The sequence below is a fragment of the Rhodobacteraceae bacterium M382 genome, assembly GCA_025141015.1.
In the GTDB taxonomy this organism is placed as follows: Bacteria; Pseudomonadota; Alphaproteobacteria; order Rhodobacterales; family Rhodobacteraceae; genus Aliisedimentitalea; species Aliisedimentitalea scapharcae.
This window is the reverse complement of the sequence record CP081098.1, coordinates 3090747-3111389: the sequence shown is the minus strand read 5'-3', so window position 1 is coordinate 3111389 and position 20643 is coordinate 3090747. Positions and strand designations below refer to the sequence as shown.

Genomic DNA, 20643 nt, shown 5'->3' with positions numbered 1-20643 from the left:
GAAATGCGCCGAATGGAGGCAGACATGCGAACAGTGATCTTTGATCTGGACGGAACATTGGCGGATACGTCCGGGGATCTGCTGGCAGCGGCAAATGCCTGTTTCCGCCAAATGGGATTGGGGGATGTATTGACGCATGGGCCGGATTCCTGGATTGCGCTGCGCGGCGGTCGGATGATGCTGACAGAGGGGTTGAAGCGGGTCGGGCAGTATGATGCGGCCACGATTGACGCCTATTACCCGGTGCTTCTTGAGGCGTATGGCGGGGCAATAGACCTCCACACGTTCATGTATCCCGGTGCGATGGATACGGTCGAGGCGTTGAAATCCCGTGGTTATGGCGTCGGCATCTGCACCAACAAACCCGAAGCCCTGGCTGAACAGCTGCTGCAGTCCCTTGGGGTGCGCGATGCCTTTGCGTCGATGATCGGGGCAGATACATTGCCGGTGCGCAAACCCAACCCCGAACCCTTGTTCGAAGCCGCGCGCCGGGCCGGAGGACATCCGGACAAATGTGTTCTGATTGGCGACAGCGATACAGACCGCAACACCGCACGCGCGGCCGGTGTGCCGTCTGTTCTGGTGACATTTGGCCCCTCAGGCGACGATATGGCCGCGTTGGAGCCCGAGGCGCTGTTGCACCAGTTCGAAGACCTGCCGGACATCGTGGATCGCCTGTTTGCATGAATTCAGCAGGGGGCACTGCCCGATTTGATTTCTTGAAATAGAGATTTCTGTGTCTTGACCTGCGCAGGGCAGTGACCCAAAACCACTACATGAGCGAGATATTTACCGGCAATTTCACCCAGCAGGAACCGATCCCCGACGCGGCGATCGAGGCTGCTATGCAGGTTCTGCGTCACGGGCGCCTGCACCGTTACAACACCGCCGAGGGCGAGCTGAGCGAAACCGCACTGCTGGAGCAGGAATTCGCGGCCCAGATGGGGGCAAAATACTGTCTGGCCGTGGCCTCGGGCGGATACGCGATGGCAACGGCCCTGCGGGCTGTTGGGGTCGAACCGGGTGATACGGTATTGACCAATGCCTTTACGCTGGCACCGGTGCCAGGATCGATTGCGTCGGTCGGGGCGCGTCCGGTCTATGTGGATGTGACCGAAGATCTGACCATTGATCTGGATGATCTGGCGGCCAAGGTTGGACAGGCCAGGGTGCTGTTGCTGAGCCATATGCGCGGGCATCTGTGTGACATGGACCGCCTGATGCAGATCTGTGATGAGGCAGGCGTCACTGTGATCGAAGATTGTGCCCATACGATGGGCGCATCCTGGAATGGGGTCCTGTCGGGGCGTCACGGGGCAGTGGGCTGTTACTCGTGTCAAACTTACAAGCATGTAAACTCGGGCGAGGGGGGGCTGTTCATCACTGATGATGCCGAGATTGCGGCCCGGGCGACGATCCTGTCGGGGTCTTATATGCTGTATGAGCGGCATCTGGCCGCCCCGGCACCGGAGGTGTTCGAGCGGGTCAAATTCGTCACCCCGAACATCTCGGGGCGGATGGACAACCTGCGCGCAGCGATCCTGCGCCCGCAGCTCAGGGATCTGGACCGTCAGGTTGCGCGGTGGAATGAACGGTATCGCGCGATCGAAGATGGCCTGCGTGACACCCCCGGCCTGACCGTGGTCGCGCGGCCCGAGCAGGAGACCTATGTGGGGTCTTCGATCCAGTTCCTGTTGCTGGACTGGTCCGAAGAGGCGGTTCGAGAGGTCGTGCGCCGCTGTGGTGGGCGTGGAGTGGAGCTGAAATGGTTCGGCACTCCGGATCCGGTGGCTTTTACGTCGCGCTATGACAGCTGGCGCTATGCGCAGACGCCGCGCCTGCCCAAGAGCGACCGCGTTCTGGCAGGAATTCTGGATATCCGGGTGCCGCTGACGTTCAGTGTCGAGGATTGTTCCCAAATCGCCCGGATTATCCGATCCGAAGTGGCGACGGTGTTTCAGGCCGGGTAACGGGGGGCTCCCGCCCGCCGTTGACGCCCTGCGGGGCGTCGCCGCCCGTTGGGCGTGGCAGCGCGGCAAGCCGCACTGCGGGTGCGCAAGCCCCCATGTTTTGTTCGAGCGTCAGGGGGCAGGGGGTCAGACCGCCATCGAAAGAAGTGGCTTGCGGTTCTTTGCCATGCGGCGAATCAGGCTTTTCTGGCGAGCTCTTGGCGGGATGACCACAGCGTCCGGCAGGGGGGCGAAAGCGGGGCCTTGCAAGTCGGGAAACAGGGCAAAGAGTTCTTTGCGGCCGTCGGAAGACAGGCTGGCCAGCGAGTTCCGGGTGATGCGGAAGCTTTCGGTCGGCGCGCCTTCGGCATAGATGACCTGGTGGCGGTGCAGAGCCAGGTGGTAATAGGTGACAGCCTTGGGGATTTCGTCAAGCGACACGCCGGGCAACCCCACCAAACGGATCGCGGCGACCAGGACTGAGGGTTCATTGAACATGGTTGAAACAATCCGGTTGCTGCACAGCATGCGATGCTGGCGCGACACACGCAGTTCGCGCGCAGGCAGGCCAGCACCCAAAGCGCCTGCAGAGATCCGAACCGGGTGCAGACTGGGGTTGCTGGCCCGATCTGTGGCGCTCACGTGACGTTTGCCGATCCAGCGCAGAACGTCCGGTCCTTGTTGTGTCAGAATCGTTTCCCCGACACGCAGGCTTTCGACCGGGCGCGGCCCGCCCGGTGTGGAAATCATCGTACCGTTGCAGAAACAGACCATGAGTTCCACATTGTCGATGATCGCGCCCAGGCTGTTATTGGGCCCCAGTTCCGTCATCCGCAGGGTATACGTGCCTGATGACGGAAAGAGCACATCCATCGAATAAGTCGAGAAACTGTTTACCGTGGGCAGGATCGTCATCGACCCGACAATCCCGCCGGAACTGTCTAGGATTTCAACAGTGAAGCCTTCTTGTCCGGCCTGCCCCAACGACGCTGTCCGCAGGGCGCTGTCGATGTTGAAGGTGGCAGAGACCTCTCCGTTGCCGGTCACGGCAAAGCTCTGTTCCATCACCGTGACCTGGCCAGACCGGCCATCCATTTCGGCCACGCGGTTGGAGGACCCGTTCCCCAGATAAGCGGATTCCCGATAACTGGTTTCCAGATCCGTTCCGCTCCAGCCGGTGGAGCCGGAGTTGAAAGTTCCGTTGACGATCAGATTTGTGGGCATGGCAGTCAGGCAAGTCTTTGTTGTTCAATGGTGCCCGCAGATTTGGCGGGCGCGCGTGGCCGGAATGTGGCGCGAAGGCGGATTTGTCAGGGCGATCATCCGCGGCTTTTACCCAAAATCTCCCGAAGTGGCGCAAACGCTGCGGCATTCGCCGGGATGTCACAGTTGCCACAGTTGACGCGAATCATTCTGCTGCGTATGAAATGAACAAGTGTTCAAATAATTTGCCGACGACCGTCACGAGGAGGGCGCTATGTTCAACGAGACGATGCAATTCGACCTGGGGGATGACGTCAACGCGCTGCGCGACATGGTGCACCGTTGGGCGCAGGAGCGGGTCAAACCGCTGGCCGCCGAGATTGACCAGACCAATGAGTTCCCGGCTGAGCTGTGGAAAGAGATGGGGGAGCTGGGCCTGTTGGGCATCACTGTACCCGAAGAATTTGGTGGTGCAGGGATGTCTTATCTGGCCCACACCGTTGCAGTCGAAGAGATCGCCCGAGCCAGCGCCTCTGTGTCGCTCAGCTATGGCGCGCATTCGAACCTATGTGTGAACCAGATCAAACTGAATGGATCGCAGGAGCAGAAAGAGAAATACCTCCCCGGTCTGATTTCCGGCGAGAACGTGGGCGCGCTGGCCATGTCCGAAGCGGGTGCGGGGTCGGACGTTGTCTCGATGTCGCTGCGCGCCGAAAAACGCAATGATCACTATCGCCTGAACGGGAACAAATACTGGATCACCAATGGTCCCGATGCCGACACGTTGGTGGTGTATGCCAAAACCGACCCGGATGCGGGATCCAAGGGGATGACGGCCTTTATCGTTGAAAAAGAATTCAAAGGGTTCTCGACATCGCCGCATTTCGACAAATTGGGCATGCGCGGGTCGAACACCGGTGAATTGATCTTTGACGATTGCGAAGTGCCGTTTGAAAACGTGCTGGGCGAAGAGGGCAAAGGCGTCAAGGTGCTGATGTCCGGGCTCGACTATGAACGTGTCGTGCTGGCAGGGATCGGTTCCGGGATCATCGCGGCCTGTATGGACGAAATGATGCCCTACATGAAAGAGCGCAAACAGTTCGGCCAACCGATCGGGAATTTTCAGCTGATGCAGGCCAAGATTGCCGACATGTACACGGCAATGAATTCGTCGCGTGCCTATATCTACGAAGTCGCCAAATCCTGTGACAAGGGCACTGTGACCCGCCAGGACGCCGCTGCATGTTGTCTCTATGCTTCCGAAGTGGCGATGACCCAGGCGCATCAGGCGGTGCAGGCCTTTGGCGGTGCTGGGTATCTCAGCGACAACCCGGTGGGCCGGATTTTCCGCGATGCCAAGCTGATGGAAATCGGCGCGGGTACCAGCGAAATTCGCCGGATGCTGATCGGGCGCGAGCTGATGACAAAGATGTAAGACAAAACAGCCCGCCTGACCGAGGGAGGACAGGCGGGCCATTTGAAATTGGCGAGACCGTAGGGCCCCGCCAAAGATCACAAAGGATCAGAAACGGTGCACGTAGGACAGGCCAACAACGACCGGATCAATATCGGCTGTGCCGATGGATGCGCCGTTCAGGGTCGCGTCCGAACTGATGTCGATCCAGCGCACGTCCAGGCGGATCGCGCCATTGTCAGAGATCTGATAGTCGGCCCCGGCGTGCAATGCCACACCAAAGCTGTCGTCCAGTTCGAGGTTGCCCAGCGGCGTGGTCTCTTCGAAGAAGGTTGTATAGTTCAGGCCAACCCCGAGAAACGGTTTGAACGCGGTCTGTGTCGGGAAGTGATAGTTGACCGACAGGGTGGGCGGCAGGTGCTTGGTCGATCCGATGTTGGTTCCGCCCAAAGCAATGTCATGATCGAACGGGGTTGCCGCCAGCAGTTCGATGCCCAGATTGTCGCGGATGAAATATTCCACGGTAAAGATCGGACGCGTGTCGTCGCCGATCGAGGCCGCAGAGCCAGCCAGCGTGCCATTGTTGGATTTGGGGTTAACATTGCCGACACCGATACCAACGGTCCAATCGCCCTGCGATTGCGCGGCAACAGGTCCGGCAATGGCTGCGATGGCAGTGGTCAGCGTCAAGGCTATGAGTGTGCGTTTCATGGTTTTATTACCTTTGGTCTTGAACGTGCGCAAACATTGGCGCGCACGGCGAACACATTCCATGATCTGCATCAAAAAGACGTCGGCCTTCCCTTTGAAAATATTGAAGTAATCGACATGACGGCTATGCAGCGGAGGCATGGCTGATGGCCGCTGTGACCCAAACTTTAGGCTTGATGCCAGATCACTCCTGGGATCTTCCCGACAGGCTGAACATGGCCCACCAGGCGTTGTCCGGGTTACCCGATGACGTGGCGATTGTTGATATGACCGGTGGGGGGCGACGGGATATCACGTTTGGCCAACTGGCGCAGATGGTTGATGGGCTGGCGCGATACTTGCGCACCCGAATCTCTGCGGGAGATCGTGTCGGTGTGCTGCTGTCCCAATCCCCTTGGTGTGCCGCTGCGCATCTGGCAATCTGGAAGGTGGGCGCAATTTCCGTGCCTCTGTTCAAACTGTTCAAACATGATGCGCTGACCTCGCGTGCCGGGGATGCGGGGGTGCGATTTGTCTTTACCGATCCCGAAGGCGCGACATTGCTGGGCGATCTGGCCGAGGCCGTTTTGGTCGCGCAGGCCGGGATTCCGGGAGAGTCGGTTCCATTTGCTGATACCACCCCCGACACGCCTGCGGTTCTGATATATACGTCCGGCACCACTGGCAGCCCCAAGGGCGCGCTGCATGGGCATCGGGTTCTGACCGGGCACTTGCCGGGCGTGGCGATCAGCCATGACCATCTGGGCCAGCCGGGCGATTGCCTGTGGACCCCGGCGGATTGGGCCTGGATTGGTGGATTGTTCGATGTGTTGATGCCGGGACTGGCGCTGGGCGTGCCGGTGGTGGCCGCGCGTCTGGACAAATTCAGCGCCCAAGGCTGTGCCGATCTGATCAGCGGTGCAGGGGTGCGCAATGTGTTTTTTCCACCCACGGCGCTGCGGATGCTCAAGGCCGCCGGTCACAGCCTGCCGGGACTGCGATCGGTCGCGTCCGGTGGTGAACCTCTGGGGGCCGAAATGCTGGCCTGGGGTCGCGAGGCCTTTGGGCTGGTGATCAACGAATTCTACGGTCAGACCGAATGCAATATGACCGTGTCCTCCTGCGCGGTCGATTTTCCGGCTCGCCCCGGCTGTATCGGTAAACCGGTTCCGGGTCACGCGGTTGCCGTGATCGACGATCAGGGCCAGCCCACGGAACAAGAGGGTGATGTCGCTGTGCGCCGGGGATCGGCTTCGATGATGTTGGAATACTGGAACCGTCCGGATGCTACGGCGGAAAAGTTCCAAGGCGACTGGCTGATCACCGGTGACCGCGGTATCTGGGAGGGCGACTATCTGCGCTTCGTCGGCCGCGAAGACGATGTGATCACGTCGGCTGGCTACCGCATTGGCCCGGCCGAGATCGAGGATTGCCTGCTAACCCACCCATCTGTGGCGACCGTTGGCGTGGTCGGCAAACCCGACGCGCTGCGGACCGAGATCGTCAAGGCCTATGTGGTGTTGAAGGACGGGACCGAGGCCACAGCGGACGAGTTGCAGAATTGGGTCAAGACCCGCCTCGCTCATTACTCCTATCCCCGCGAAATCGACTTTCTCGACGCGCTGCCCATGACTGTGACCGGCAAGGTGATCCGCAAGGCGCTGAAGGCGCGGGCACAGGGGGAGGCCAAATGATGGCGGACAGTCATACGCAACCGGTTTGGCACAGGTCCGTTTTTGCATTCGTCTCTTTGTTCCTGACGACGTGGGCGAACGTGGGCACTGCGGATACGGGGAACTCTATCTTTCTGCCCTATGATGCTATGCGTGCAGATGTTGCAGCCTGCATGGCAAGTCCCGATTTCCAAAACAATCCAGGGGCATGCACCAAAATCTCCTTTGACACCTGCATGTCGGATTGGAACCACCCTGATGATCGTGTCAAACAGTCGAATTGCAATCACCATGCGTTTCTCATTTGGTGTGATGTCTATCAGGACGAGCTTTTGGAATTGCTGCAACGGGCCACAGTGCGGGATCGTTCGGCTGCTGCGGATCGAGAACCCGATATTTCCGCATTTGAACTGGTAATGACGCGCTCTGTTGCTTGGCGGCAATTCCGCGAAGAGGAGTGCAGATTTGAACAGAGCGAATATGGGCAAAGCTCGGCGGCAGGAACAGCTTATTCGATCTGCCTGAGCCGGGAAACTAGTAAACGAATCAACATATTGCGAAGCCGGAGATACAAATGAAACTCACATCCAAGGCGATGCCTTCCTCCGAAGGCTTCAAAAACAACCGCGCGGCGCATCTGGATGCGCTGGCCCAGATTTCCGAAGCGGCCGAGGCCGCGCGGTTGGGTGGGGGTGAAAAATCCCGTGCCCGTCATGAAAGCCGGGGCAAGATGTTGCCGCGTCGCCGGGTGGCGAACCTGCTGGATCCCGGCTCGCCTTTCCTCGAAATTGGTGCCACGGCGGCCCATGACATGTATGGCAACGCGGCCCCCGCGGCCGGCGTGGTTGCGGGCATCGGTCGCGTTCATGGTCAGGACGTCATGGTGGTTTGCAACGATGCGACCGTAAAGGGCGGCACCTATTTCCCCATGACGGTGAAAAAACACCTGCGCGCCCAGGAGATCGCCGAGGAAAACCATCTGCCCTGCATCTATCTGGTCGACAGCGGTGGTGCCAATCTGCCGCAGCAGGACGAAGTGTTCCCGGATCGCGACCACTTTGGCCGCATCTTCTATAATCAGGCGCGGATGTCGTCCAAGGGCATTCCGCAGATTGCTGTGGTGATGGGGTCCTGCACCGCCGGTGGGGCCTATGTGCCTGCCATGTCCGATGTCACAATCATCGTGAAAGAACAGGGCACCATCTTTTTGGCTGGTCCGCCGCTGGTCAAGGCGGCGACGGGCGAGATTGTCAGCGCCGAAGATTTGGGCGGTGGTGACGTGCACACCCGCCTGTCCGGGGTTGCGGATTACCTGGCCGAAGATGACGCACATGCGCTGGCCCTGGCGCGGCGCGCGGTTCAGTCGCTGAACATCACCAAACCGCTGACTGTGAACTGGGCCAACCCCGAAGACCCCGCCTATGACCCCGAGGAAATCCTGGGCGTGGTGCCGGGTGATCTGCGCACCCCCTATGATATCCGCGAAGTGATCGCGCGGCTGGTGGATGGCTCTCGTTTTGACGAATTCAAACCCCGGTTCGGCGAAACTCTCGTGACCGGGTTTGCCCATGTCAAAGGGTGCCCCGTCGGCATTGTCGCCAACAATGGCGTGCTGTTCTCCGAGGCGGCGCAAAAGGGCGCGCATTTCGTCGAACTGTGCTCCCAGCGCAAGATCCCGCTGGTGTTCCTGCAAAACATCACCGGCTTCATGGTGGGCCGGAAATACGAAAACGAAGGCATCGCGCGTCATGGTGCCAAGATGGTGACGGCTGTGGCCTCGACCAATGTGCCCAAGGTGACCATGCTGGTCGGTGGCTCATTCGGGGCTGGCAATTACGGCATGGCCGGGCGCGCCTATCAGCCGCGTTTCCTGTGGACCTGGCCCAACAGCCGCATTTCGGTGATGGGCGGCGAACAGGCCGCTGGTGTGTTGGCGACGGTGAAACGCGATGCCATCGAACGCCAGGGGGGGCAATGGTCGGCCGAAGAAGAGGCCGAATTCAAACGCCCCACCATCGAGATGTTCGAGGAGCAATCCCACCCGCTCTACGCCTCTGCCCGCCTGTGGGATGACGGCATCATCGACCCGCGCAAATCCCGCGACGTGTTGGCCTTGTCCCTCAGCGCCGCGTTGAATGCACCGATTGCCGATACGAAGTTCGGCGTGTTCCGGATGTAGGGCCGCTCCTTCATCTTGCTCAAAAACTCCGGGGGTCCGGGGGCAGCGCCCCCGGTCCGACGTCTAAACACAAGGACCAACCCCATGTTCGATAAAATTCTTATTGCCAACCGTGGCGAAATCGCCTGCCGCGTGATGGAAACCGCCCGTGCGATGGGTGTGAAAACCGTTGCTGTTTATTCCGACGCGGATGCCAGCGCCAAACATGTCGCGATGGCAGATGAGGCCGTGCATATCGGTGGCCCGGCGCCCGCAGACAGTTATCTCAAAGGCGCAGAAATCATTCGCATGGCGCAACAAACCGGCGCGCAGGCGATCCATCCGGGCTATGGTTTCCTGTCCGAAAACCCCGGGTTTGTGGATGCGGTCGAAGCCGCGGGCCTGACCTTTATCGGTCCCTCGGCGGATGCGATCCGCAAGATGGGGCTCAAGGACGCGGCCAAGGCGCTGATGGAAGAGGCGGGTGTGCCCGTTGTGCCCGGCTATCACGGTGCCAACCAGGACCCCGAACATCTGTTTGGCGCTGCTGACGCCATCGGTTATCCGGTCCTGATCAAGGCGGTCGCCGGCGGCGGTGGCAAAGGCATGCGTCTGGTCGAACAGCCAGCCGAATTCATGGATGCATTGGAAAGCGCCAAGGGCGAGGCCACAACCGCCTTTGGCAACCCGGACGTTTTGATCGAAAAATATATCCAGCAACCGCGCCACATCGAAGTGCAGGTCTTTGGGGACGGAACCCACGCGGTGCATCTGTTTGAGCGCGATTGTTCGCTGCAACGGCGCCACCAAAAGGTGATCGAAGAAGCCCCGGCACCCGATATGACACCGGAAATGCGCGCCGCAATGGGCCAGGCTGGCGTCCGAGCCGCCGAAGCCATTGGCTACAAGGGGGCCGGCACGGTGGAATTCATCGTGGATGGGTCGAACGGGCTGCGGGTTGATGGCTTCTGGTTCATGGAGATGAACACCCGTCTTCAGGTGGAACACCCGGTGACCGAGCTGATCACTGGCGTTGATCTGGTGGAATGGCAACTGCGGGTGGCTGCTGGCGAAAGCCTGCCTGCTGCGCAGGAAGACCTGACCATCACCGGCCACGCGTTCGAAGCGCGTCTGTATGCCGAGGATGTGCCAAAAGGGTTCCTGCCTGCCACCGGGACGTTGACACATCTGCAATTTCCGTCCGAATGCCGCGCCGACAGCGGCGTGCGCGCCGGGGACACGATCAGCCCGTGGTATGACCCGATGATCTCCAAGGTCATCGTGCACGGGCCCACCCGCCGGGTTGCCCTATCGCGCCTGTCGCGTGCTTTGGAAGAGACCCAGGTGGGGGGCACAGTCACCAATCTCGCGTTCCTGGGGGCGCTGGCCGGGCATGAGGGGTTCGGCAATGGCGAGGTCGATACCGGGCTGATCGCACGGGATCTGGACGATCTTGTGGCGCAGCCTGCAACCGGACTGCACCACAAGGTCGCCGCGGCCATGGTCGCACTGGATCTGGTCGAGGGCCAGGGTGAGAGCGGCTTTACGCTTTGGGCGCCTTTGCACCGCGCCGTGACCCTGTCACATCAGGACGAGGTTTTTGAGGTCGACGTGCAGGTCGAAGGTCCGGATCGCCAGCTGTGGAACCTGGGGGGCGATCGCCTGGTGGCCGAACGCCACGGCGGCATCTGGCAACTGGGCGGTGTGCGGATGCCGGACGTGGCCCGGGCCGGAGCGACGATTACGGTTTTTGATTCCTATGGTCTGGTCTTTGACGTGATAGACCCGCTGGACCGGGATGCCAGCGCGGGCGGGGACACCAATGTGATTGAGGCCCCGATGCCGGGGCTGGTCAAGGCGGTGTTTGCCGAGGCCGGGCAGACAGTACAGGAGGGCGACCGTTTGGCCATTCTGGAAGCGATGAAAATGGAGCATTCGCTGCTGGCAGCGCGTGACGGCGTCGTGGCCGAAGTGCTCGCCGCAGCGGGCGATCAGGTCGAGGCCGGTGCGGCGCTGGTGCGTCTGGAAGAAGAAGATGGCTGACACATTGCCTGTGGCCCCCGTGGTGCAGAGGTATTTTTGACCAGAAAGAAGCAGGAGGGTTCCCCCATGGGAGACCGAGTCGAGATTTTCGAAATGGGGCCCCGCGACGGGCTTCAGAACGAAAAACGCGCTATTCCGGTGGCAGAGAAAATTGCGCTGGTGGATTGTCTGAGCCGCGCCGGGTTTTCCCGGATCGAAGTGGCCAGTTTCGTGTCGCCCAAATGGGTGCCGCAAATGGCCGGATCGGCCGAGGTTCTTGCCGGGATCGCCCGCGCGCCGGGGGTGCGCTATGCAGCGCTGACGCCGAATATGCGCGGCTATGAAGATGCGCGCGCCGCGCGTGCCGATGAGATAGCGGTGTTTGCTTCGGCGTCCGAGGGGTTCTCCAAGGCCAATATCAACGCCTCTGTCGAAGAGAGCATTGCCCGGTTCGAACCCATTCTGGACGCGGCGCGCCATATTGATTTGCCGGTGCGGGGCTATGTATCCTGTGTGACCGATTGCCCGTTTGATGGGCCCACGCCCCCCGAACAGGTGGCGGCCGTGGCGGACCGGTTGTTTGCCATGGGGTGTTATGAGGTGTCATTGGGCGATACCATCGGGCAGGGCACGCCCGAGGCCATTGCCAAGATGCTTCTGGCTGTGCGCGACCGCGTTCCGGTGACCCGATTGGCCGGCCATTATCATGACACGGCCGGGCGGGCGTTGGCCAATATTGATGCATCGCTGTCGCTGGGGGTGCGGGTGTTTGATGCCGCGGTGGGCGGATTGGGGGGATGCCCCTATGCGCCGGGTGCGGCGGGGAATGTCGCGACCGAGGCCGTGTATGACCATCTGCACCGGTTGGGATATGATACCGGATTGGATCGGGACGTTTTGAATGAAGCCGCAGAAATGGCCCGGGCGATGCGCTCAGGTGCGCAGGAATAAGGAGACTGGGATGTATGAGACTCTGACCCTGGAAACGGATGCGCGCGGTGTTGCCACGCTGACGCTGAACCGTCCCGAAAAACACAACGCGATGTCGGCGCAGATGCTGGCAGATCTGACACGGGCTGCGGCGGATATTTCTGACGACGACGGCATCCGCGTGGTGATCCTGACCGGTGCGGGCAAAAGCTTTTGTGCGGGCGGTGATCTGGCCTGGATGCAGGCCCAGATGGCGGCGGATTCCGAAACCCGATTTGTCGAGGCGCGCAAGCTGGCCGAGATGTTGCAGGCGCTCAATACGTTGCCCAAGCCGGTGATCGGCGCGCTTCAGGGCAATGCCTTTGGTGGTGGGGTCGGCATGGCGTCGGTCTGTGATATTGCGATTGGGGTAGATCATCTGAAAATGGGCCTGACCGAAACCCGGCTGGGCATCATCCCGGCCACCATTGGCCCTTATGTGTTGTCTCGTATGGGCGAGGCGATGGCCCGCCGGGTGTTCATGTCGGCCCGTCTGTTTGGCGCGTCCGAGGCGGTGGAACTGGGTCTGTTGGCCAAGGCAGTGCCCGCCGATCAGTTGGCGGAGGCGGTCGAAGCCGAAGTGGTCCCGTATTTGAATTGCGCGCCTGGGGCCGTGGCCTCGGCGAAACAGTTGGCGCGTGCACTGGGACCGCGCATTGATGATGAAGTGATTGATCATACGATCCGCGCCCTGGTTGAACGTTGGGAAACACAGGAAGCCCAAGAAGGGATCGCGGCCTTCTTTGACAAACGCAAACCGGGCTGGGTGTCCTGACACCAGGAAATACGGGGAGATACCTGAAAGGAACCAGACAAGGCGAGGCCATATTATCAGGTGTTTCTGGCCAATTTGCTGATAGGGTGGCACGCATTGAGCGGGCCGCCTTTTGAAGGCGGCATGAAAATTCTCGAAGTGTGAACCCTTGAGGGTGTTTGAGGAGGCACGTGCTACATTTGAAACTTTCCCCAGTCCTGCAGGAATTTGATTCGCTTGCGGCATCGGTACAGGCCCGGCTCGGATGTGCCGATTGTTTGATCAGTGTCCCGGATGAAGATGCGTTATACGCATTGGGTTCATCTGCTTCGGAAGGTGGCGCAGAGCAGCGCAATGTTCTGGCTGTGGACACAATTTGTCAGCACACTATGGTGCTGCAACATCCTGTCAAAATCGAAGACGTCGCATCGACGCCCTGGTTGAATGACGTTCCCACCGTCCGGGCCTTTTCCATTGGGGCCTAACTGGGCGCGCCGCTGGTTCTGGCCGATGGGCGGGTGGTCGGGGCAATATGTGCCCTCTCTGCCCAAACGCGCGATTGGAGAGATGAAGACGTGAACTATCTGGTCGAGATGGCGGATCTGGTGGCCAGCAGGATTGATCTGCGTCTGCTTCAGGCACAGGAAAACGATTTGGCCTCCTGTCTTGACGAAACGGATCGGATCATTGCCGCGCTTGCGCAATCGGACAGCTGCGCGCTGAGCGTGCACACCCGTGATGGCGAGCTTCTGTTTGCCAACCGCGGCATGCAGGCGCAGCTGGGGCTGACCGGGAAGGATCTGTTGAACCTGCCCATGCAGGACATTCTGGATGCCAGTAAAACCGGTTCGATGCCGGCGGCGCGGGTCGGGGCACAGGAGAGCGGCGCGCAAACGGATGGTGCCCGGAGCGGTATGCGGGTCAGGGTTGATTTCCCGGATCATGGCAAAACGTGGTTGCATGTGGGATGGTCCCAAACCCTGGGAGGGCTGATGTTGTGTGATTGGACGCCCTGCGAGGGGAAATTGGACAAACAGGGCCGCTGACTGCGCACATCGCGCCGACATCCGACACCATACGAACGGCTTGCGACTCAACCCGCGAATTTGGCTGTGAACCTGCGGGTTTGCGGGGTCAGAAATCCGCTTGAAAAAAGATGTGTTTTCCCCGCAGGAATATCAAAGGCCCCGATCACGCGAAATCGGTGGTTTTTTTGCATCTCAACAGCCCCGAACAGTGAGACACAAAGTCTTTATCTGGTTCCGCTTGGTTGACCCTGCCCAAGTGCACGGATAAACCCGGTCAAAATAAAGCAGCCATCCCGCTGCGCGCTGTTGCGCGTTTGAAAGGAGCCACTCGTGGAAGACATGCTTAGGGAATATCTCCCTATCCTCGTGTTCCTGGCCGTAGCTGTCGGCCTCGGACTAGTCCTGATTCTTGCTGCCGTAGTACTTGCGGTCCGTAACCCGGATCCGGAAAAAGTATCGGCATATGAATGCGGATTTAACGCTTTTGATGATGCGCGAATGAAATTCGATGTCCGGTTCTATCTGGTGTCGATCCTGTTCATCATCTTCGACCTTGAAATTGCTTTCCTGTTTCCCTGGGCCGTCGGGTTCAAGGACATCAGCGATCTGGCTTTCTGGTCGATGATGGTTTTCCTGGGCGTTCTGACCATCGGCTTTGCCTATGAGTGGAAGAAAGGGGCCCTGGAATGGGAGTGATGACCGGAGCCAATACCGCTGGTGTGGACAAGGAAATGGTCACGCAGGCGTTGAATGCCGAATTGCAGGACAAAGGGTTCCTGCTGACCTCGGCCGAAGACATCATCAACTGGGCCCGCACCGGGTCGCTACACTGGATGACCTTTGGTCTGGCCTGCTGTGCGGTTGAAATGATGCACACGTCGATGCCGCGGTATGACGCGGAACGCTTTGGGATCGCGCCGCGCGCCTCTCCGCGTCAGTCCGACGTGATGATCGTCGCGGGTACGCTGACCAACAAGATGGCCCCGGCGCTGCGCAAGGTGTACGACCAGATGCCCGAGCCGCGGTATGTGATCTCGATGGGATCCTGCGCAAATGGTGGTGGGTATTACCATTATTCCTATTCGGTTGTGCGTGGCTGTGACCGCGTGGTGCCTGTGGACATCTATGTTCCCGGCTGCCCCCCGACCGCCGAAGCGCTGCTGTATGGTTTGATGCAGCTGCAACGCAAGATCCGCCGCACCGGCACCCTGGTCCGCTGATCGGCTTTGGTTGGAGAACATACGAATGACTGAAGCACTGAACGAACTGGGCACCTTGCTGGAAGCGAAACGCCCCGACTGCGTGATCGGCTGGGATGTGTCCTTTGACGAGCTGAACGTGGATGTGACCCCGTCCAATATCGTCGGATTTGTCGAATTCCTGAAGACCGATCAGAACTGCAAGTTCTCGTCACTGGTGGATATCACGGCCGTTGACTACCCGGATCGGGCCAAACGGTTCGACGTGGTGTATCATTTCCTGTCGATGTATCAGAACCAGCGTATCCGCCTGCGGGTGTCGATCCGCGAGGACGAGATGGTGCCATCGATCGTGGATGTACATCCGTCGGCCAACTGGTTCGAACGCGAAGTCTTTGACATGTTCGGCGTGCTGTTCTCGGGTCACCCGGACCTGCGTCGCATTCTGACCGACTATGGCTTTCGCGGGTATCCGCTGCGCAAGGATTTCCCGACAACCGGTTATACCGAAGTTCGCTATGACGAGGCGCAAAAGCGCGTGGTCTATGAACCTGTAAGCCTGGTTCAGGAATATCGCCAGTTCGACTTCATGTCGCCATGGGAAGGTGCAGAATACATCCTGCCCGGTGATGAAAAAGAGGGGGCAAACTGATGGATGGCTCCAAGTTTGACGACGCCCTGACCGGCGAACAGAAAATCCGCAATTTCAACATCAACTTTGGACCCCAGCACCCGGCTGCGCACGGCGTTCTGCGCCTGGTTCTGGAGCTGGATGGCGAAATCGTGGAACGATGCGACCCGCATATCGGCTTGCTGCACCGCGGCACGGAAAAGCTGATGGAAAGCCGCACCTACCTGCAATCGCTGCCCTATTTCGACCGGCTGGATTACGTGGCTCCGATGAACCAGGAACATGCCTGGTGTCTGGCCATCGAAAAGCTGACCGGCACTGTGGTGCCGCGTCGTGGGTCGTTGATCCGCGTTCTCTACAGCGAAATTGGCCGGATTCTGAACCACCTGCTGAACGTCACCACCCAAGCGATGGACGTTGGAGCGCTGACACCGCCGCTGTGGGGGTTCGAAGAGCGTGAAAAGCTGATGATCTTTTACGAACGCGCCTGTGGTGCGCGTTTGCACGCGGCCTATTTCCGTCCCGGTGGTGTGCATCAGGATCTGCCTGATGATCTGTTGGACGATATTATGGCCTGGACGCATACGTTCCCGGCAGTGCTGGCCGACATTGATGGCCTGCTGACCGAAAACCGCATCTTCAAACAGCGCAATGCCGATATTGGCGTCGTGACCGAAGAAGACATTCAGAAATTTGGCTTCTCGGGCGTCATGGTGCGGGGATCCGGTCTGGCATGGGATTTGCGTCGGTCGCAGCCTTATGAATGCTACGATGAATTCGACTTTCAGATCCCGGTTGGCAAAAACGGCGATTGTTATGATCGCTATCTTGTCCGCATGGAAGAGATGCGCCAATCGCTGTCGATCATCCGTCAGGCCATTGCCAAGCTGAAAGAAGCCACTGGCGACGTTATGGCCCGGGGCAAACTGTCTCCGCCGAAACGCGGGGAAATGAAAACCTCGATGGAAAGCCTGATCCACCATTTCAAGCTGTACACCGAAGGGTTTCACGTGCCTGCGGGAGAAGTTTACGCCGCCGTCGAAGCGCCCAAGGGCGAATTCGGTGTCTATCTGGTGGCCGATGGATCCAACAAACCTTACCGCTCGAAAATTCGGGCACCGGGATTCCTGCACCTGCAAGCCATGGACCACGTTGCTGGTGGTCACCAACTGGCTGACGTTGCCGCGATCATCGGTACCATGGATGTCGTTTTTGGAGAGATTGACCGCTAATGCTACGCCGTCTCCACGCAGAACAACCCGCAAGCTTTGCTTTCACCGCCGCCAACCTGGCCTGGGCCGAAGGGCAGATCACCAAATACCCCGCAGGGCGTGAGGCTTCGGCCGTGATCCCGCTGTTGTGGCGTGCTCAGGAGCAGGAAGGCTGGCTGACCAAGCCGGCAATCGAACTGGTCGCCGACATGTTGGGGATGGCCTATATCCGTGTGCTCGAAGTGGCCTCGTTCTATTTCATGTTCCAACTGCAGCCGACCGGCTCGGTGGCGCATATCCAGATCTGCGGGACAACGTCCTGTATGATCTGCGGTGCCGAAGATCTGGTGGCAATCTGCCGCGACAAGATCAACGACAAGCCGCATGTTCTGTCGGCGGACGGCAAATTCACCTGGGAAGAGGTGGAATGCCTGGGGTCGTGCACCAACGCGCCCATGGCCCAGATCGGCAAGGATTATTTTGAGGATCTGACGGCTGCGCGCTTCTCGGAGATTCTGGACGAACTGGCCGCCGGTCAGGTTCCGGTTCCGGGCCCGCAGAACGGCCGTTACGGATCTGAACCCAAATCCGGCCTGACGTCGCTAACCGAATACGAAAGCGGCAAAACGCAGTATAACGCTTCGGCACAGCTGGCGACGGATATCGGCGACACCGTCAAACGCATCGACGGCACCGAAGTGCCATTGCTGACCCCCTGGGTGGGCAAGGATGGCACCGTGGCCAGTCGCGCAGGCGAACAGCCCCCGGCACCAAAACCAACCCCGAAACCGGCCGTTCATCAGAGCAAACCTGCAAAAGCCGCAGAGGCCCCAAAAGCAGAGGCTCCAAAAGTGGTGCCGTCCAAGGATCTGCCCGGGCAATCTGAGCTGGCCGAGAAAAAGGGTGAGTGGAAATACGAAGCCCCCACGGCCGAGGCCGCCGCACCTGTTGCCGCAGGTACCGATGACCTCAAGCTGCTCAAGGGCGTTGGACCCAAGCTGGAAGAAAAGCTGAACGAAGCGGGCGTCACCTCATTCGCGCAGGTTGCGGCCTGGGGACCCGAGGACATCGAACGTATGGATGATCTGTTGTCCTTCAAAGGTCGCATCGAACGTGACGGCTGGGTCGAACAGGCCAAACAGCTGGCGGCCGGGGAAGAGACCGAATTTGCCAAACGTGCCAAAAAAGACGGCATCTACGACGACGAATAAACCGATACTGCGCCGGGCAGGGGCCGGGCGCGGATCAGATGAACACGAGACCAGATGAGCAACGACAAAGACACAGCCATCGCAGCCAAAGGTCGGCATATCGCATTGGTGATAGCCGGTACCATGGTTGCATGGTTGGTTTTGTCGCTCTTTATCGGACCGATGCTGGGACTGCCGGGGCGTTATGCTCTGCTGTTTGATCTCCTTGCACTTGCAGGTCTGATCTATGCACTGGTTAACATATTTCAACTCTGGCGCATGCGTCAGGATAGCCAAGGGTAGGCAGACATGCTGAAGGACCAGGACCGGATCTTTACCAACCTCTACGGGATGCATGACCGCACGCTGAAAGGCGCGCAGGCGCGCGGCCATTGGGACGGCACGGCCGACCTGATCGGCAAGGGGCGGGATTGGATCATTCAGACCATGAAAGACAGCGGTCTGCGTGGTCGCGGCGGTGCGGGTTTCCCCACCGGCCTGAAATGGTCCTTCATGCCCAAGGAAAGCGACGGTCGTCCGGCCTATCTGGTAATCAACGCCGATGAATCCGAACCCGGCACGTGCAAAGACCGCGAGATCATGCGCCATGATCCGCATACATTGATCGAAGGGGCGCTGATCGCCTCATTCGCGATGAATGCCCATGCCTGCTATATCTACATTCGTGGTGAATACATCCGCGAAAAGGAAGCCCTGCAGGCCGCGATTGACGAAGCCTATGACAAAGGGATGCTGGGCAAGAATGCTGCGGGTTCCGGTTGGGATTTCGATCTGTTCCTGGCGCATGGTGCCGGCGCCTATATCTGTGGTGAGGAAACCGCGCTGATCGAAAGCCTCGAAGGCAAAAAGGGCATGCCGCGGATGAAACCGCCGTTCCCGGCCGGGGCGGGGCTGTATGGGTGCCCGACCACAGTGAACAACGTTGAATCCATCGCCGTCGTACCGACCATCCTGCGCCGCGGTGCCGATTGGTTCGCCGGTTTTGGCCGTCCCAACAATGCGGGCACCAAATTGTTCGGTATTTCGGGTCATGTGAACAACCCCTGCGTCGTCGAAGAAGCCATGTCGATTTCGTTCGAAGAGCTGATCGAAAAGCACTGTGGTGGTATTCGCGGTGGTTGGGACAACCTGCTGGCGGTTATTCCGGGCGGGTCGTCCGTGCCCTGTGTGCGCGGTGAAAACATGCGCGACGCGATCATGGATTTTGATTACCTGCGCGGCGAATTGGGTTCGGGGCTTGGGACTGCGGCTGTGATCGTGATGGACAAGCAGACCGACATCGTCAAAGCGATCTGGCGCCTGTCCAAATTCTACAAACATGAAAGCTGTGGTCAGTGCACGCCGTGCCGTGAAGGCACCGGTTGGATGATGCGCGTCATGGACCGTCTGGTGCGCGGCGAGGCCGAGCTGGAAGAGATCGACATGTTGTGGGACGTGACCAAACAGGTCGAAGGCCACACCATCTGTGCACTGGGGGATGCGGCTGCCTGGCCGATCCAGGGCCTGATCCGCAATTTCCGGGAAGAAATCGAAGACCGGATCAAGGCGCAGAAAACCGGACGCATGGGCGCAATGGCAGCGGAATAAGACGTATCGTTTCGACGTATCTGAACAACGACGGCAACACGGAAAATGACCATGAGTGCAACACAGACACATTCGACCGGAGGCCCGACACGGTTTGCCCGCGCGGCAGCGGCTGTTCTGGTTGGCACTTTTGTCCTGTCCAGCTGTGGCACTTTTAAGAACGAAAACCGTCGCCAGCGCTATGACGGGTTCATTTTCTCGGCCAAAAGCAAGTCCGTCGACAAGAAAACAGATCTGGAGAACTTTACCGTCGAGGTGAAACGCGCGTCTCAGTCCAGAACTGGGGCTGGCAAGGCTGGGCACCACGAAGGCACCAAATACTGCATCGAGAACTTTGGACCGCACAAGATTGAATGGGCGGTACATCCGTTGGATCAAGTGGATGACTTGCAGATCGTCAATGACGTGTTGATCCTGCGCGGAACCTGCGTGTCATGAGCGGAATTCCGGCATATCCCGGGCCTGTCGGGGCTTTGCTATTGAATAGCAACGGCTGTGAGGCTGGTGATTGGCTCTCCCGAACCAAGGAGAGTGTGATGTTGCGTCTTATTGCCCTGCTGGCGGCCCTGATGGCGGTCAGCCCGATGTCCGCTGCGGCAAAACCACCGCTCAGCGACGTGCCTGAAATCGAAGATCCCCTGTTTGCCATCGCCATGGCCAAGGAGGTCGCCGATCACTGTGACAGCATCAGTGCCCGCCTGTTCAAGGGGATTGGCGAGCTGCGCCGCCTGCGGTCGCGGGCCAATGCGTTGGGATATGCGGACGCGGAAATCCGCGCCTACATCGAATCTGATACTGAAAAGGCCCGGATGCGGGCCAAGGGAGAGACGCTGCTGCGCAACAGCGGCGTGTCCTATGAAAACCCGGAAACCTTCTGTGCGTTCGGACGTACGGAAATCGAAAAAAACAGCGCGATCGGCGTGTTACTGAGGGCGAAATAGACC

Annotated in this window: 22 protein-coding genes; 20 read left to right on the top strand and 2 right to left on the bottom strand. The window is 59.5% G+C overall.

The genetic code is table 11. The annotated features are described in order from the left end of the window. Window positions 1-24 precede the first annotated feature (24 nt). Window positions 25-687: an HAD-IA family hydrolase gene (locus tag K3727_14495; protein UWQ90002.1), complete on the top strand. Its 663-nt coding sequence runs from the start codon at window positions 25-27 to the stop codon at window positions 685-687. Window positions 688-776: 89 nt separating this feature from the next. Next, a complete protein-coding gene (locus K3727_14490) occupies window positions 777-1970 on the top strand; it encodes an aminotransferase class I/II-fold pyridoxal phosphate-dependent enzyme (protein UWQ90001.1) in 1194 nt (397 codons plus the stop codon). A 126-nt stretch (window positions 1971-2096) separates the two neighbouring features. Here the strand turns inward: K3727_14490 and K3727_14485 are convergent, their stop codons facing one another. Next, window positions 2097-3173: a Hint domain-containing protein gene (locus K3727_14485; protein ID UWQ90000.1), complete on the bottom strand. Its 1077-nt coding sequence runs from the start codon at window positions 3171-3173 to the stop codon at window positions 2097-2099. A 253-nt stretch (window positions 3174-3426) separates the two neighbouring features. Here K3727_14485 and K3727_14480 point away from each other — a divergent pair, with 253 nt between their 5' ends. Further along, a complete protein-coding gene (locus K3727_14480) occupies window positions 3427-4587 on the top strand; it encodes an isovaleryl-CoA dehydrogenase (GenBank protein UWQ89999.1) in 1161 nt (386 codons plus the stop codon). 87 nt (window positions 4588-4674) lie between these two features. On the opposite strand, the gene K3727_14475 is transcribed toward K3727_14480, so the two are convergent. Then, complete coding sequence (locus tag K3727_14475; GenBank protein ID UWQ89998.1) at window positions 4675-5277, bottom strand: outer membrane beta-barrel protein; 603 nt, start codon at window positions 5275-5277, stop codon at window positions 4675-4677. Between the two features lie 146 nt (window positions 5278-5423). On the opposite strand from K3727_14475, the gene K3727_14470 reads away from it, so the two are divergent. The 17 genes from K3727_14470 (at window position 5424) to K3727_14390 (ending at window position 20640) form a co-directional block, all read left to right on the top strand. Next, window positions 5424-6950, top strand: coding sequence for an AMP-binding protein (locus tag K3727_14470; protein ID UWQ89997.1), 1527 nt, complete (start codon window positions 5424-5426; stop codon window positions 6948-6950). A gap of 215 nt (window positions 6951-7165) precedes the next feature. After that, window positions 7166-7507 carry a lysozyme inhibitor LprI family protein gene (locus K3727_14465; protein ID UWQ89996.1) on the top strand — a complete coding sequence of 114 codons (342 nt, stop codon included), beginning with the start codon at window positions 7166-7168 and terminating at the stop codon, window positions 7505-7507. Continuing rightward, window positions 7504-9108, top strand: a complete 1605-nt coding sequence (locus K3727_14460) for a methylcrotonoyl-CoA carboxylase (GenBank protein UWQ89995.1) — start codon at window positions 7504-7506, stop codon at window positions 9106-9108. Before K3727_14465 ends, K3727_14460 begins: the two co-directional genes overlap by 4 nt. Before the next feature lie 84 nt (window positions 9109-9192). Beyond that, a complete protein-coding gene (locus K3727_14455; protein UWQ89994.1) occupies window positions 9193-11130 on the top strand; it encodes an acetyl/propionyl/methylcrotonyl-CoA carboxylase subunit alpha in 1938 nt (645 codons plus the stop codon). A gap of 66 nt (window positions 11131-11196) precedes the next feature. Further along, the gene (locus K3727_14450; protein ID UWQ89993.1) at window positions 11197-12060 is read left to right on the top strand and encodes a hydroxymethylglutaryl-CoA lyase; all 864 of its coding nucleotides are present in this window, start codon (window positions 11197-11199) and stop codon (window positions 12058-12060) included. A 10-nt stretch (window positions 12061-12070) separates the two neighbouring features. After that, complete coding sequence (locus K3727_14445) at window positions 12071-12853, top strand: crotonase/enoyl-CoA hydratase family protein (protein UWQ89992.1); 783 nt, start codon at window positions 12071-12073, stop codon at window positions 12851-12853. A 179-nt stretch (window positions 12854-13032) separates the two neighbouring features. Further along, window positions 13033-13317 (top strand): hypothetical protein, encoded by a 285-nt coding sequence (locus K3727_14440; protein ID UWQ89991.1) that lies wholly within the window; start codon window positions 13033-13035, stop codon window positions 13315-13317. 90 nt (window positions 13318-13407) lie between these two features. Then, complete coding sequence (locus tag K3727_14435; GenBank protein ID UWQ89990.1) at window positions 13408-13878, top strand: PAS domain-containing protein; 471 nt, start codon at window positions 13408-13410, stop codon at window positions 13876-13878. 312 nt (window positions 13879-14190) lie between these two features. Next, complete coding sequence (locus K3727_14430) at window positions 14191-14556, top strand: NADH-quinone oxidoreductase subunit A (protein UWQ89989.1); 366 nt, start codon at window positions 14191-14193, stop codon at window positions 14554-14556. Continuing rightward, window positions 14547-15080, top strand: a complete 534-nt coding sequence (locus K3727_14425; protein ID UWQ89988.1) for an NADH-quinone oxidoreductase subunit B — start codon at window positions 14547-14549, stop codon at window positions 15078-15080. Before K3727_14430 ends, K3727_14425 begins: the two co-directional genes overlap by 10 nt. A 25-nt stretch (window positions 15081-15105) precedes the next feature. Further along, window positions 15106-15711, top strand: a complete 606-nt coding sequence (locus K3727_14420) for an NADH-quinone oxidoreductase subunit C (protein UWQ89987.1) — start codon at window positions 15106-15108, stop codon at window positions 15709-15711. Continuing rightward, on the top strand, window positions 15711-16922 hold the full coding sequence (locus K3727_14415; protein UWQ89986.1) for an NADH-quinone oxidoreductase subunit D: 1212 nt from the start codon (window positions 15711-15713) through the stop codon (window positions 16920-16922). Before K3727_14420 ends, K3727_14415 begins: the two co-directional genes overlap by 1 nt. Continuing rightward, the gene (locus K3727_14410) at window positions 16922-18112 is read left to right on the top strand and encodes an NADH-quinone oxidoreductase subunit E (GenBank protein UWQ89985.1); all 1191 of its coding nucleotides are present in this window, start codon (window positions 16922-16924) and stop codon (window positions 18110-18112) included. Before K3727_14415 ends, K3727_14410 begins: the two co-directional genes overlap by 1 nt. A gap of 54 nt (window positions 18113-18166) precedes the next feature. Further along, window positions 18167-18394 carry a DUF5337 domain-containing protein gene (locus K3727_14405; protein UWQ89984.1) on the top strand — a complete coding sequence of 76 codons (228 nt, stop codon included), beginning with the start codon at window positions 18167-18169 and terminating at the stop codon, window positions 18392-18394. Window positions 18395-18400: 6 nt separating this feature from the next. Next, window positions 18401-19699, top strand: coding sequence for an NADH-quinone oxidoreductase subunit NuoF (nuoF, locus tag K3727_14400; protein UWQ89983.1), 1299 nt, complete (start codon window positions 18401-18403; stop codon window positions 19697-19699). 51 nt (window positions 19700-19750) lie between these two features. Continuing rightward, on the top strand, window positions 19751-20137 hold the full coding sequence (locus K3727_14395; GenBank protein UWQ89982.1) for a hypothetical protein: 387 nt from the start codon (window positions 19751-19753) through the stop codon (window positions 20135-20137). Continuing rightward, on the top strand, window positions 20134-20640 hold the full coding sequence (locus K3727_14390) for a DUF5333 domain-containing protein (GenBank protein ID UWQ89981.1): 507 nt from the start codon (window positions 20134-20136) through the stop codon (window positions 20638-20640). Before K3727_14395 ends, K3727_14390 begins: the two co-directional genes overlap by 4 nt. Window positions 20641-20643: the final 3 nt, after the last annotated feature.